Genomic DNA, 13,594 nt, shown 5'->3' with positions numbered 1-13,594 from the left:
ATTTTGTCATTGACATTTTAAAGTGTCAATTAAATTTGACACTTTTATAGACTGTTTTTACCAGTGAAAACCCTTATATATCAATAAGAAAGGGCAATTTTAGGGATTTATGCAGCCTGCAATAAGGCTTTTGGTAAAGAGAAATTGACGTTCTCTTCAATGCCATCTAGAGCCAGTATTTTGGCCTGACAGATAACGCCAACCGCCTCAATAATTTTGGCGGTTAATGCCTCGGGAGCGGATGCGCCAGCGGTAATTCCAATATTCGCTACCCCTCTAAACCATTTATTTTGGATTTGGCTTGGTTCATCAACCAAATAAGCCGGGATATGCAAACTGCTAGCTAATTCTTGAAGTCGCTTGGAATTTGAACTATTTTGACTTCCGACAACAATAACTAAGTCGACTTGAGGTGCCATCGCCTTAACGGCATCCTGGCGATTTTGTGTTGCATAACAAATGTCTTGTCGCTTAGGCGCGTGTATCTGCGGATATCTTCGAACTAATGCAGCAGTAATCTCATGAGTCTCATCTATGGATAAAGTAGTTTGCGTTACGTATGCCAATAAATCACTCTCACTAAAGTTTAAATTGGCTACGTCCGATACGCACTCAATAAGATGAATGGATGCATCAACTTGCCCCATAGTCCCCTCTACCTCAGGATGGCCATGGTGACCAATCATAATAATTTGATAACCACGCTCTTTTAATTGCACTACTTCAGCGTGAACCTTGGCTACCAATGGGCAAGTAGCGTCAAAAACTGTAAGTTCATGCTCATCAGCCTCAAACCTCACTGCCTTGGATACACCGTGTGCACTAAATATAAGGATAGCCCCCTTAGGGACGAGAGATAAGTCGTTTACAAAAATAACTCCCCTACTTTCAAAATCTTTTACTACATAAGCATTATGAATAATTTCATGCCTTACATAGATTGGGGCTCCGAATCGCTTAAGAGCTTCCTCAACAATAAGGATTGCCCTTTCGACGCCCGCACAAAATCCTCGCGGTTGAGCAAGATAAATGGTTTTAGATGAGATCATATAAATTCTCTCTAGCGATTGTTCTTATAACCCCACTTCCATAACCACTCATTTGGAAATGGAAGTATGAGAAATAAATGCTCCAACAGACCAAGCCCTAATAAGGTACCCAAAAGTGCAGAAGATGTTGTTTCAAATAGAGAGGATTCAGAGGCTGCATGAGACCAGATTGGAATAAGAATAAGCAAAGACACGAGAATAGAGAAAGGCATCAATAAATTCATAGCCCTACGTCTAAAGTATGTAATTAGATATTTCAAATGCTGAGGCAAAAATGCTTCATTGAAATTCAAGACTCCCAAAAAGATATTTACCTTGGTGCTTTGCCTCATCCCCCACAAAATAACGTAGGTCCAAAAGCCAGTTTGATTGGCGGAGTCAAGATTAATCAAAAATAGGACGAGACCCAAACCCAATAAAGTTAATTCGTGATAATTGATCGTTTGAAATGCATACCAGGCACGTCGTAAGCCACCTGAATCCTTTGGGCAATCTGATCGCCGTGATCCTGTGATGTAGCCGAGTAAAAATGCAAGCTCTTGCCACCCCCAAATAATAATGGCACATGTAAATGAACAATAAGCGCCGGCAATAGTTGCCTCCCGACTAGATATTTGCAGACCCCAAAATGCAAACATAAGGGTCACAATCGAAATAACAAATATTGCTTTGTAAAAGTGTCTTGGAAGGCTATTAATTTTTAAAATAAGTCCTGTACTAAACCACCATATAAAAATGGTAAAAATTAAAGGACTTATCCAAAAATACATGAGTAGTTACCAAACAGGAGCAAGACGAATGTCTTGAGGAAGCTCATTTGGAACAACGGGCATGGTATAAATTTTCACAAATGTAACCATTGCGCAGGCTGCTAGGTATCCACGCTTGATTAAGGACAAAGGCCCTCCCATCAGCTTTAACTCCTCAACCTCATCGGAAATCCTTCTTAATTTGTCGAATCCTTCCCAGAGTCGTGGATTGTCTAAATCAATAGTGAAAGGAAATACTTGCTTAGTAATATCTGAAGTAATTTGCAATACTTTACGGTCATAGTCTGATGGGGAAACACCGAGCGCCTTATGAAACTCTGGACGGGAATGATCTCTAACATACATCGTGGCATATACCGCCAATAAGAAGAAGCGAATCCAGAGCTTATTAACACCACTTAGCAGATTTAGGTTTGAGCGCATCAATAAGGCAAATGCTTCGCCATGGCGAAACTCGTCGTTACACCACTTTTCAAACCAGAGAAATATTGGATGAAAACGTAATTCAGGCTTGTTTTGAATTATTCGGTAAATCGTAATATATCTTGCATATCCGATCTTTTCCGATAGGTAGGTTGCATAGAAAATAAATTTCGGCTTAAAGAAGGTGTATTTTTTAGTTCTTGCCAAGAAACCCAAATCTACGCCAATACCAAAATCCTTCAGCCATTGGTTAATAAATCCAGCATGCCTACTTTCATCTCGAGCCATATAAGAAAAAAGGCTTTTAAGATCTGGATTGTTAATCGATTTTTTAATCTCAGAATAAAGAACACAACCTGAAAATTCGGATGTAATCGAGCTAATTAAGAAATCTAAAAATTCCTGATATAGGCCATCTGGCAAATGCGAATAATCCTTGGACATATCTTCAGGACGTTGAAAATGCGCCTGATTAATATCCTGATCAAATTCTTGCATTAATTTATCCCACTCAGGCTTTACAGAAGAAATGTCAAATCGATCCATTTCATCAAAATCAGTTGTATAAAAGCGTGGGCTAAGAATGGTATTTTCTAAGGCCCTATCAGTTGATTCATTAATTGGACGAACAGAATCCATGCTGGTAGTGGATGCGCTCATGCCTTTACTCCTTCTTGCAAAATTAATGGGCTAATTTCTTGCTTCGCGCTTGGCCTTGGGTATCTTTTGGCTTTACTGAATCGAGTTGTAGAAAAACTGACCTCGTACAACATAGTAATTTCTAGTCTTGCAGTAAGGTAGACCCACAGGCGCGAAAAAATCCCAGCCTTTGAAACCGTCGCCGTTCTGCTGTAACTGAGAATTTCTCCATATTCAATATCTACAATTGGGTTATGTACTAAAACTGCATCGCCTGGCCCCACCTTGACACCATTAAGATCAACGTGTGCATACAAAAATTCAGATGTATTGGACATATCAATATGACAATTCACTAGCTGTTTTGACATCTCTACCTCGGACTATTTAAAAATGCAGCAAACTCAGCCGCGTTATCTTTTCCAAATGACTCTAAATCAATTCGATTCTGAGTAGCCGGATCTACTAAAGTTAGCCTACCGTCAGAGTGACTAATCAATAAAAAAGCTTCATCACTTGTAATTTGACGAATACGACGTTCACGCGCCATTGCCCTGAGAATCCCCCTCACAAATCCAGCTTGCCCTGTTACTTGCGCAATTACTTCTCCATTATTAGCTGAAATAACCCCAACCGATCCATCCGGTAGATCCCTAAAATAGAGATCTTTTTGAACCAATACACTAGCATCTGCCTGGCGCTCTAATGCTCCAGCCTTCATGAAACTTCCCACACCGATAACTACCATCACCAAAGCAGCAAAAATTACCAATCCAATGTAATTTTGTATGCGTGCAGTAGTCATCTGAAGAATCATGCTGTTTCAACCCCTGTGAAATGACGCTTTGACTCATCTGATATGTTATTGCTGATCTGAACAGAACGCGAAATCACATTATTTTGCACAGACCAGGCATCAACCAAAATTTGCGCAACTTCAGCACAATTCTTGATACACCTTAAGCTAGGTTGCGGAACAGCCCATTTAGTCGGTCTTGAATGGGGCCAAAGATGAAAAATAGCGATCTTAGTTCCCTTAATTAACTTCATGTAGATATCGCCACAACCATCTTTAGTAAGCCCGCAATCGGCTGACTCGATCTGTTTAAGTGGAAAGTTAAAAGTCATATTGAGCACAATCCCAATCCGCATCACCACCCTTTTATTAGTGATCGTATACACAGCTGTAGATGCCATGAGATAGCCTAATAAGCCAATTAAGCCAAGTCCCAAACTTGAAAAAATAATTATTTGCAATATTGAGAGAAGCATGGGGTATAGGGGATCACTATCTAGCACGCCACTAATAACTCGATAGGCTAGCAATAATCCAAAATATAGGACAAGACCCTTCATATGAAAAACTTTAAGCAATAAAGTTTTCAGATCTGGAGAGCCTTGCCATAATACTTTCTCCCCTTCCGGCAGCTTTTCAGGAAGCCCTAGTTCAGGCTCAAATTCATGCTCCGGACTGCTGTGGATATTCAAACTCATATCAGCGGTTCCTGACGACCTGGAGTGGCATATAAAGTGCCCGCACCAAAGTAGGCCATGATTTTTTCTTCCTCTAGCAGAGTAACTTCTTCAGGATGCTTAGTCTTAGGGACCTGATTAAATTGACTGGCAAGAATTGACTGAACTTTGATGTCCCTCTTGCCTATCCGTGAAAAATTGATTGGTAGCAGCGTCCTATTGCCAGCAACATCTACCTCTAGATAGCGAATCAACATTTCCATATGATCTACCCAGACATCCGTTACAGTACCGGCTTTTTGGCCATCCGCTCCAATAACACTTAAGCCAATTGGGTTGGTATCAATCTTAGATATTGAAATTTCGTGTAATTTTCGCAATGGACGGATACGTGCATGACCATCTAAATCATAATCAACATGATCAGCTCTATTTGCATATGAACCAGGGCCAACACCGGCTAGGAGAGGGTTTCCAACTGGCGCTAAGGGTGCACCATTCCATGGATGAATAGGCACTGCTGAAACTTTTTCAGTGTTAGGTGGGTTTGCCATTGGGGCAAAATAAGTCTCGCCAAATTCTGTAACAAACTTTTTAATACGCGGCATACCAAGAATTCCATACTCGCGACGAATCTTTCCAAAACGCTCGGTCTCCAATGGAAAACCTTCTCTTTTACTTTCCAATGTTAGATAGATAACCAATCCAACAAAGAAAAATAAAAAAAGGTAAACCACAACTTGAGCTACATCAACATATTGTGTAATTGCACCTGTACCCATTTTTCTCTCCTTCTTTAAAAAACTAGCCTGGAAAATCAGCTAGACCAAACTTACTCATTTTTGAACCAACCTTATTAGATCCTTTGTTGACCAATGGACCTAAAGCAACCAAAGTAATAAATAACAAATAAATTTCAATGTGATAGACGAAGCTATAGCCAGTTGCAGGGCTTATTAGCGCAGAACCAATCACTCCATTCATTGCCAGATCGGCTACTACATCGCGCACCACACCACCCAATGACATGCCAATACCGGAACATGTTGCTGTAACAGCGCCCCAAGCGCCTATTACCATTCCACTCATATTTTCTTTATCCATGCTCATTGCAATGGTAAGCGTACTGACCGCAAATAAGCCGCCACTAAAGCCGATCAACAAAGCCCCTACCCTGAATAAATTTGGCGAATCCATAGGTTCAGAAAAAATGACTAATGTGAATGCAATCAAACCTAGCAATAGACCAACAGAAGCTATTCTGTATGCGTTATATCCTCGACTTAACCAACGCGCAGAGAGAGAAAATGCTGTTAATGATCCACAGGCAATTAAAGCAGTTAGAAAACTAGTTGCAGATACATCGAGCTTTAAGATTTCACCGCCATAAGGCTCCAAAATGATGTCTTGCATACTAAAAGCAGTGGTACCAAGCCCCAACATAATTAAAAAACGGCGTACATTGGGTGCTTTAATAAAGTCTTGCCAACTTTGGCTAAATTTAGGCTGCGGAATCGAAGGGGATGTATTTTTTGGTTGCCTTGCCTCCTGCTTCCAAAGCGCGGATATGTTTAGCAACAAGGTAACTAAAGCTACACCCTGAATTACTTTAACAAGTTGTAATGGGCTAAACGGCTTCAGAAATACACTAAATAAAATTCCGCTTACTACCATACCCACTAGCAACATCACATACATCATTGCTACTACTCGGGGTCTATTTTTTTCATCGGCTAAATCCGTTGCAAGAGCCAAACCAGCTGTTTGAGTTGTCTGCATCCCAGCACCAACTAACAGAAAGGCAAATCCGGCTCCTAAATAACTAAACCAAATCGGCCAATGGGTATCCCCAGAGAGAATGATTAAGGCAAAAGGCATGATGGCAAGACCGCCAAATTGCAGCCAAGTACCAATCCAAATGTAGGGAACTCTTCTCCAGCCCAAAATTGACCGATGAACATCAGACTTATGCCCAATAAGAGCTCTAAATGGGGCAAAAATCAGCGGTAGCGCTACCATCAACGCAACCAACCATGCCTCCATTCCCAACTCAACAATCATGACACGATTCAAGGTTCCAACTAATAATGAGGTAGCCATGCCAACTGAAACTTGGAACAATGAAAGTCGTAAGAGTCGGCTCAACGGTAAATTAGGAGTGGCTACATCAGCAAAAGGCAAAAACCGAGGGTCTATCCTCATCCATGTCTTAGCCATCCTAGATAACTTAATCATGATTTTTTTGCAGCTCCATCAACTGCGACTTATAAAATCCACTTGATACCAAATTAGTAAAGGGGGCTCCCCATTCAACGAACCATGGAGATTGGGAGATGAGCTTTTGAAGCTTGATGTGACTTATAGGCTCAATAAAAGGAGCTCTGTTCTTTCTTGGAAACAGGCGGCCAACTCGAATCATGACCTCTAGCGGTAAGGTGCTCGGCGCAAATGTAAATAAGATCTTGTCTTTGACGCGAGGTGATAGCTTCTCCAGGACTACCAACATGTCGGCAGCACAATAGTGAATCATTGAATCCATCCCTACGACATAATCAAATTCTCCTAAAGCCTCATCCAACATATCGCCAGCATGAAACTCAATATTTCGGCGATCGAACTCAGGAATTCTATCTTTAGCTAATTTGATGAGCTTAGGAGATAAATCAACGGCTGTTACTTTTGCCCCTTTTTTTGCCAATTCAAGTGCTAAAGCTCCGGTGCCACATCCCGCATCAAGCACTCTTTTCCCATGAAGATTTTCTGGCAATCGACCAATGATGCTATTGCGCATTTGATCTCGACCCGCTCTCACGGTAGCCCGAATTCCGCTTACTGGTGCATCCGATGTCAGTTTTGCCCAGGCGTCGAGAGCTGTTCGATCAAAATAATCTTGCAACTTACCGCGTCTACTTAAATATGAAATAGCATCCATGATTAATCGAATCCTAGTAGGTCAAAAATTTCACGATCTTTGAGTGATTCCATGATTAAGGGATCATCATCTAACAGTAAGCTAGCCGCTAAGCGAAGATACTCCTCTTTAACCTGCTCGATTTCTGGCGTAGACTCCATCTCAAAAATGGTGCACTTCTTCAAGCGACTTTTACGAATAGCATCTAAGTCGGGAAAGTGGGCCATCTTCTTCAAGCCAACACGATCATTAAATTTATCTATTTGATCTGTGTCTTGACTGCGGTTTGCAATTACGCCACCTAGCCTTACGTTGTAATTTTTAGCCTTTGCACTAATTGCCTGAACAATTCGATTCATTGCAAAAATAGAATCAAAATCATTTGCGGCGACAATTAAGGCGCGATCAGCATGTTGCAAAGGAGCAGCAAAGCCACCACAAACTACATCCCCTAAGACGTCAAAGATCACAATGTCTGTATCTTCTAGTAAATGGTGCTCTTTTAGTAATTTTACGGTTTGACCAACGACGTATCCACCGCATCCTGTTCCTGCAGGGGGTCCACCCGCCTCCACGCACATAACCCCATTAAATCCCTCGTAAACAAAATCTTCGACCCTTAATTCTTCAGAGTGAAAATCAACCGACTCTAAAATATCAATCACTGTCGGAACGAGTTTTTTAGTCAAAGTAAAAGTAGAGTCATGCTTAGGATCACAACCAATCTGTATTACTCGCTTGCCTAACAAAGAGAAAGCTGCAGATAAGTTTGAGGATGTTGTACTTTTACCTATTCCCCCTTTGCCATAAATAGCAAATACCTTTGCATTGCCGATCTTTTCATTAGGGTCAAGGTGCACCTGCAAGCTACCCTCACCATCTAATGGCTTAGTTTTAGTACCGATGGATGAAACTGGGACACTAACTGTGTTCATTAAATAGGTACTCCTTCATAGACACCTTCAAGTCGATCTTCAAAATCATTGGCTACACGACGTAATGTTTCCAATACGGATGGTTCAGGCTTCCAATAGTTTCTTTCGGAAGCCTCTAATAAACGACTTGCAACCTTTGCAGATGAAGCTGGGTTTAAACTCATTAAACGCTCGCGCATCTCAGGATCTAGGATGAATGTTTGGGTTAAATGCTGGTACACCCAGGGCTCGACTTGGCCAGTAGTAGCTGACCAACCAACAGTATTGGTTAAGTGACTCTCTAGTTGACGAACGCCTTCATAGCCGTGCTTTAACATTCCTTCGTACCACTTTGGATTTAGCATGCGTGAGCGGGTTTCAAGAGAAACTTGCTCATTTAGGGTTCTCACTACAGCGTCACCCTTAGTTTGGTCGCCTATATATACTGGTGCAGCTTTTCCGCCCTTGGCTCTGCGAACAGCCCTACTAACACCACCTAAGGTATCAAAATAAGTATCAATAGTAGTAACACCCAACTCGATTGAATCGAGATTTTGATAAGCTAGTTCAACATCTGCAAGAATATTATTGAGTAACTCTGACTGCAATACAGGGGTACCGGCTCTTCCGTATGCAAAGCTTTTACGACGCGTATATGTCTCTGCTAATTCGTTTTCATCCTGCCATAATCCATTGTCAATCATCATGTTGACATTAGCGCCATAAGCACTTTCAGCATTACCGAAAACACGCAATGATGCAGTTTCGAGATCGCATTGATGCAATGCTTGATATGAAAGTGCATGTTTACGAATAAAATTTTGCTCTAATGGTTCGTCAGCTGATGCAGCTAAATAGGCAGCTTCTGCAAGAATCCGAATCTGTAATGGCATCAAGTCTCTAAAAATTCCAGAAATCGATACCATGACGTCTATTCTTGGACGCCCCAACTCTTCCAAGGAAATTAATTGGGCTCCTGCTAACCGACCAAAACTATCAAAACGGGGTAATGCGCCCATCAACGCAAATATTTGTGCGATGGGACCGCCCTCAGTTTTTAAATTATCAGTACCCCATAAAACCATAGCAATCGACTCTGGCAAAGGATTTCCATCAGCCTGATAACGCTCCAGAAGCTTGCTTGCCTGATATTGACCATCTTTCATAGCGAACTTACTAGGAATACGAAATGGATCAAAGCCGTGAACATTACGACCAGTAGGTAAGACTTGTGGGTTTCGCAGAACATCTCCGCCAGGCGCTGGCCTGATGTAACGACCATCCAAGGCTTTTAAAATACCCTGCATTTCACTATCAGATTGAAGCTCACGATACATTGTTAATACTTGGTTTATTTCGGTCCTTAGGCTCTCACTAAGTGTTAAATTTTGGTTTTTTGCGAATAGCTCAATCCCACCACCTTGAATCAACTCAGCTAAAGCTTCTTTATTAATATTCTGTAGCTCACCATCTTGAACTGATAAGTAACTGAGTAGCATCTCAATACTTTGCTCAAAATTTACAGGCGCTCCTAAAATATGTAATCCATAAGGAATTAGGGCGTACTCTAATTCGAGAATCTTTTCACTAAGACGTAAAACAATTGCGTTGACTTTATTTGCATCTAAATTTTTCCATAAGGGCTCAGCTACTTCAAACTCTAAACTCACTGCTTGCGCTTGCAATGAATCCAATAGCTCGATTTGATTGGCATCCCATGAGGTATCTTTAGCCATTGGAGCTAATTTGCGCCAATGTTCAACCGCTTCCTTAAACTCAAGCAGGCCTTGATACAAGCCAGCCTGAGACACAGGTGGAGTCAAATAGCTAATTAACGTTGCTCCAGCACGTCTTTTAGCAATCGCACCCTCGGAAGGATTGTTTGATGCATAAATGTAAAGATTTGGTAAATCATGAATTAGACGGTCTGGCCAGCAAGCGCCGGACATACCCGATTGCTTACCAGGCATAAATTCAAGTGCACCATGCGTGCCAAAATGAAGCACAGCGGATGCTGCAAAGTCTTCTCGAATATAGCGATAGAACGCTGAAAAAGCATGGGTAGGAGCAAATCCTTTTTCATGCAACAAGCGCATAGGATCGCCTTCATAACCAAATCCAGGCTGTAGTGCTACAAAAACATTTCCAAACTGTTTTCCAAGAATAAAAATTGAGGCTCCGTTCGTTAGAAAAGTACCTGGTGCAGGACCCCATTGGGATTCAATCTCTTTTAGCCAAGGCTCACGTTTGATGTAGTCGTTTGCGTCAACTTGCGTATGTACATTTGCATCGGTACCAAATTCTTTAGAATTCCCCGCCAGTATTTGATTCCTAAACTCATCTACTGAGTTCGGTACATCAACTGTGTATCCCTCTGCCTTAAGGCTATTTAATGTATTGAAGACTGACTCAAATACACTTAGGTGTGCCGCCGTTCCTACCCTGCCAGCATTTGGAGGAAAGTTAAACATGACTAGCGCAACTTTTCTATTGGCCATCTCTGATTTACGCAAAGCGACCAACTTACTTACTCTTGCAGCCAACATTGCAGTTCGTTCTACACAAGTGTGCATGTCATGCCGATTGATGCTGGCCTCAAATACACAGCCTTTATGACAGCCCTTGCATTGCACATCAGCATCACCTGCGCGACCACCAAATACCATAGGCACAATCGCACCATCTAATTCTGGTATGGCAATCATCAGGGTATTTTCAACTGGGAGTAATCCGCGATCAGAGCTACCCCATTCATTTAATGTCTGGAACTCCAGTGGCTGTGCTGCAAGGTAAGGCACATCAAGAGATGCCAATACTTCTTCAGCTGCTTTTGCATCGTTATATGCTGGACCGCCAACCAATGAAAATCCAGTTAAAGAAACTACTGCATCAACTATATTTTTTCCATTTTGGTAGAAAAATTGATCTATCGCAGGTCTTGCATCAAGACCAACAGCAAAGATTGGCAGAACCTGTAAACCCTGAGCTTCTAGCGAAGCAATCACTGAGTCATAATGCAAAGTATTGCCAGCCAAGATATAAGATCTCAGCAAAAGCAGTCCAACCCGACCTTTGGATTTCTTATCAGAAACCAATTTAGGTAAATCATCAATAGACTCACTCATACGGCCTTTGAGCCGTGGATGATAAATGCCGTTATCAGGATATATGACTGGCTCAATAAGCTTCTCTTTAGTCCTTAAAACTTGTCTCTCACCGGCGGCATAACGATTAACTAAATTGGTCACCATATGGAAGAGGTTTTCCTCGGAGCCACCCAACCAATATTGCAATGTCAAGAAATAGGCTCTGACGTCTTGTGCGTTACCTGGAATAAATCGAAGAATTTTTGGCAAACGACGCAGCATTCGCATTTGTGCTGCACCACCAGTTTGAGCCTTCTCTTTATTTCCGCGCAAACGCTTTAATAAAGCCATCAATCCAGTCGCCGGCTTACCCATATCGAACCCGCCCATACGAGTGAGGGAAACCACTTCACCTGCTGACATTGCACAAATCATGGCATCACAATGATCACGGCGAGCTTTTAAGGCCTCAATTACAGGCTTGTAGTGATCTTCCATGAACAGCATCGTCACAATCAGAATGTCAGCTGCCTCGATATCATGAATGCAGCTATCAAGCGCTTTGCTATCGACCGTCCAAGCTGAAGCAGCATGAATAGATAATTCCAGTCCTGGAATTTTCTTTTTAAGTGCATAACGAGCCCTCTCTGTCGCGCTCGATAGGTGCGTATCCATGGTGATAATTGCAACTCTCATCGGAATATGCTTATCTACCATAGTGAGCCTTTGCATCGTAGAGGGTTTCAATGGTGATGTGACTAATACCATGCTCAACTGCAAATTTTTCAGTATTACGACGCGCCTTCCCTCTGACAAAAAATGGAATCTTGCCTAACTCTTTTTCAGCATCGGCAGCCCACAAACTATCAACAGAGCTAGATATTGCCTCTCCTGCATTGATCTTGACGGAAGATGGACTTGCTACAGAAATCTGTGAGGTCTTTGGCTGGCTAGATTCGGGTGGGGCTGCATGCCCTAAATGAGAAGGCGCAGCTTTTGCACTAAATTCAAAATCATCCCGGAACATCATGATTAGATGCTCTTCAAGCCCCATCATCAGAGGATGAATCCAGGTATCAAATAAGACATTGGCACCCTCAAAGCCCATCTGAGGAGAATAGCGCGCAGGGAAGTCTTGTACATGCACTGGCGCAGAAATTACTGCGCAAGGAATGCCTAATCTCTTAGCGATATGGCGCTCCATCTGAGTACCTAAAACTAGATCTGGAGCTAATTCAGATACTTTTTGCTCGACCTCTAAATAATCATCAGTAATTAGCGCTTCAACATCGTACAGTTTTGCTGCTTCGCGTACTTCACGAGCAAATTCACGGCTATAGGTTCCAAGACCAACCACCTTGAAACCAATTTCTTCTGCGGCCACCTTGGCTGCAGCGATAACGTGACTTGCATCACCGAAGATAAAGACCCTTTTATCAGTTAAATAGGTAGAGTCAACTGATTTTGCATACCAGTGTGCCCGCTCCTCTTGATTTGCTAAGGTGGACTCAGGATTAAGATTGGCGAGCTGTGCTACCTCCTCAATAAATGCCCTAGTCGCTTTTGTACCAATTGGAATGATCTTTGTAAATGGCTGTCCGAAGGTTTTATTCAACCAAGTACAAGTCAGCTGACTAATCTCAGGATAGAGTGACACATTGAAATCAGCCTTCGTGATCTTGGACAGATCAGATACAGATGCATTTAAAGGGGCTACTACCCTCACTTCAATGCCCATAGATTCCAATAAGCCCTGAATCTCCTGTACATCATCACGATTTCTGAACCCTAAGGCTGTTGGTCCCAAAATATTGCAAGTAGGTTTCTGACCTTCTTGCTTACTAGCAGTGCGATTCTCTTGATACTGTTGCGCTGAAATGGATTTATCTACAGCTACCAAACCACGAACAATGTGATAGAAAGTTTCTGAGGCGCCCCAGTTTTCCTTTTTCTGATACGAAGGTAGCTCTAGAGGAATCACCGGGATTGGCAGAGTAAGTGCTCTAGCTAGACCACCTGGGTCATCCTGAATTAACTCTGCAGTACAAGATGCTCCGACAATCATCGCCTTAGGTTGAAAACGCTGATATGCGTTATTCACAGAATCCTGAAATAGCTGGGCAGTATCCCCCCCTAGATCCCTTGCCTGAAAGGTCGTATAGGTGACTGGAGGACGCTTACAAGACCTGCCAATCATCGTAAACAGTAAATCTGCGTAAGTATCTCCCTGGGGAGAATGCAAAACATAATGTAAGTCAGTCATTGATGCAGCAATTCGCATTGCACCAATATGTGGAGGGCCTTCATAAGTCCAGAGTGTTAGTTGCAT

The 13,594-nt window shown here is 42.2% G+C and carries 12 protein-coding genes; all 12 read right to left on the bottom strand.

Annotated elements, in window-relative coordinates:
* Positions 1-107 precede the first annotated feature (107 nt).
* From ispH to bchB, 12 genes are read right to left on the bottom strand one after another with little or no spacing between them, the layout of a single operon-like run.
* Positions 108-1,049: a 4-hydroxy-3-methylbut-2-enyl diphosphate reductase gene (ispH, locus tag ICN47_RS02170; RefSeq protein WP_216218245.1), complete on the bottom strand. Its 942-nt coding sequence runs from the start codon at positions 1,047-1,049 to the stop codon at positions 108-110.
* A gap of 11 nt (positions 1,050-1,060) precedes the next feature.
* Entirely contained in the window at positions 1,061-1,819 is a 759-nt protein-coding gene (gene puhE, locus ICN47_RS02165; RefSeq protein ID WP_216218244.1) for a putative photosynthetic complex assembly protein PuhE, read from the bottom strand.
* 6 nt (positions 1,820-1,825) lie between these two features.
* Positions 1,826-2,902: a magnesium-protoporphyrin IX monomethyl ester (oxidative) cyclase gene (gene acsF, locus ICN47_RS02160; protein WP_255538884.1), complete on the bottom strand. Its 1,077-nt coding sequence runs from the start codon at positions 2,900-2,902 to the stop codon at positions 1,826-1,828.
* Entirely contained in the window at positions 2,899-3,252 is a 354-nt protein-coding gene (locus ICN47_RS02155; protein ID WP_216218243.1) for a hypothetical protein, read from the bottom strand. The genes acsF and ICN47_RS02155 overlap by 4 nt, the downstream gene beginning before the upstream one ends.
* 2 nt (positions 3,253-3,254) lie before the next feature.
* Positions 3,255-3,698 (bottom strand): photosynthetic complex assembly protein PuhC, encoded by a 444-nt coding sequence (puhC, locus tag ICN47_RS02150; protein ID WP_068949106.1) that lies wholly within the window; start codon positions 3,696-3,698, stop codon positions 3,255-3,257.
* A complete protein-coding gene (puhB, locus tag ICN47_RS02145; RefSeq protein ID WP_068949105.1) occupies positions 3,695-4,375 on the bottom strand; it encodes a photosynthetic complex putative assembly protein PuhB in 681 nt (226 codons plus the stop codon). Before puhB ends, puhC begins: the two co-directional genes overlap by 4 nt.
* Complete coding sequence (gene puhA / locus ICN47_RS02140; RefSeq protein WP_216218242.1) at positions 4,372-5,136, bottom strand: photosynthetic reaction center subunit H; 765 nt, start codon at positions 5,134-5,136, stop codon at positions 4,372-4,374. Before puhA ends, puhB begins: the two co-directional genes overlap by 4 nt.
* A 22-nt stretch (positions 5,137-5,158) precedes the next feature.
* Positions 5,159-6,589: a BCD family MFS transporter gene (locus ICN47_RS02135; RefSeq protein ID WP_216218241.1), complete on the bottom strand. Its 1,431-nt coding sequence runs from the start codon at positions 6,587-6,589 to the stop codon at positions 5,159-5,161.
* On the bottom strand, positions 6,582-7,286 hold the full coding sequence (gene bchM, locus ICN47_RS02130) for a magnesium protoporphyrin IX methyltransferase (RefSeq protein ID WP_216218240.1): 705 nt from the start codon (positions 7,284-7,286) through the stop codon (positions 6,582-6,584). The genes ICN47_RS02135 and bchM overlap by 8 nt, the downstream gene beginning before the upstream one ends.
* A gap of 2 nt (positions 7,287-7,288) precedes the next feature.
* The gene (gene bchL / locus ICN47_RS02125; RefSeq protein WP_216218239.1) at positions 7,289-8,200 is read right to left on the bottom strand and encodes a ferredoxin:protochlorophyllide reductase (ATP-dependent) iron-sulfur ATP-binding protein; all 912 of its coding nucleotides are present in this window, start codon (positions 8,198-8,200) and stop codon (positions 7,289-7,291) included.
* Entirely contained in the window at positions 8,200-11,961 is a 3,762-nt protein-coding gene (locus ICN47_RS02120) for a magnesium chelatase subunit H (RefSeq protein WP_255538883.1), read from the bottom strand. Before ICN47_RS02120 ends, bchL begins: the two co-directional genes overlap by 1 nt.
* 10 nt (positions 11,962-11,971) lie before the next feature.
* Entirely contained in the window at positions 11,972-13,594 is a 1,623-nt protein-coding gene (gene bchB, locus ICN47_RS02115) for a ferredoxin:protochlorophyllide reductase (ATP-dependent) subunit B (RefSeq protein WP_216218238.1), read from the bottom strand.

It is taken from the genome of Polynucleobacter sp. AP-Latsch-80-C2, from assembly GCF_018882185.1.
Taxonomy (GTDB): domain Bacteria; phylum Pseudomonadota; class Gammaproteobacteria; order Burkholderiales; family Burkholderiaceae; genus Polynucleobacter.
Note: the sequence above shows the minus strand (reverse complement) of the source record. Positions and strands in the feature narration are given on the sequence as shown.

Coding starts and splice junctions, on each gene's coding strand:
- ispH (WP_216218245.1), bottom strand. CDS start 1,049: ATGATCTCATCTAAAACCATTTATCTTGCTCAACCGCGAGGATTTTGT.
- puhE (WP_216218244.1), bottom strand. CDS start 1,819: ATGTATTTTTGGATAAGTCCTTTAATTTTTACCATTTTTATATGGTGG.
- acsF (WP_255538884.1), bottom strand. CDS start 2,902: ATGAGCGCATCCACTACCAGCATGGATTCTGTTCGTCCAATTAATGAA.
- ICN47_RS02155 (WP_216218243.1), bottom strand. CDS start 3,252: ATGTCAAAACAGCTAGTGAATTGTCATATTGATATGTCCAATACATCT.
- puhC (WP_068949106.1), bottom strand. CDS start 3,698: ATGATTCTTCAGATGACTACTGCACGCATACAAAATTACATTGGATTG.
- puhB (WP_068949105.1), bottom strand. CDS start 4,375: ATGAGTTTGAATATCCACAGCAGTCCGGAGCATGAATTTGAGCCTGAA.
- puhA (WP_216218242.1), bottom strand. CDS start 5,136: ATGGGTACAGGTGCAATTACACAATATGTTGATGTAGCTCAAGTTGTG.
- ICN47_RS02135 (WP_216218241.1), bottom strand. CDS start 6,589: ATGATTAAGTTATCTAGGATGGCTAAGACATGGATGAGGATAGACCCT.
- bchM (WP_216218240.1), bottom strand. CDS start 7,286: ATGGATGCTATTTCATATTTAAGTAGACGCGGTAAGTTGCAAGATTAT.
- bchL (WP_216218239.1), bottom strand. CDS start 8,200: ATGAACACAGTTAGTGTCCCAGTTTCATCCATCGGTACTAAAACTAAG.
- ICN47_RS02120 (WP_255538883.1), bottom strand. CDS start 11,961: ATGAGAGTTGCAATTATCACCATGGATACGCACCTATCGAGCGCGACA.
- bchB (WP_216218238.1), bottom strand. CDS start 13,594: ATGCAACTAACACTCTGGACTTATGAAGGCCCTCCACATATTGGTGCA.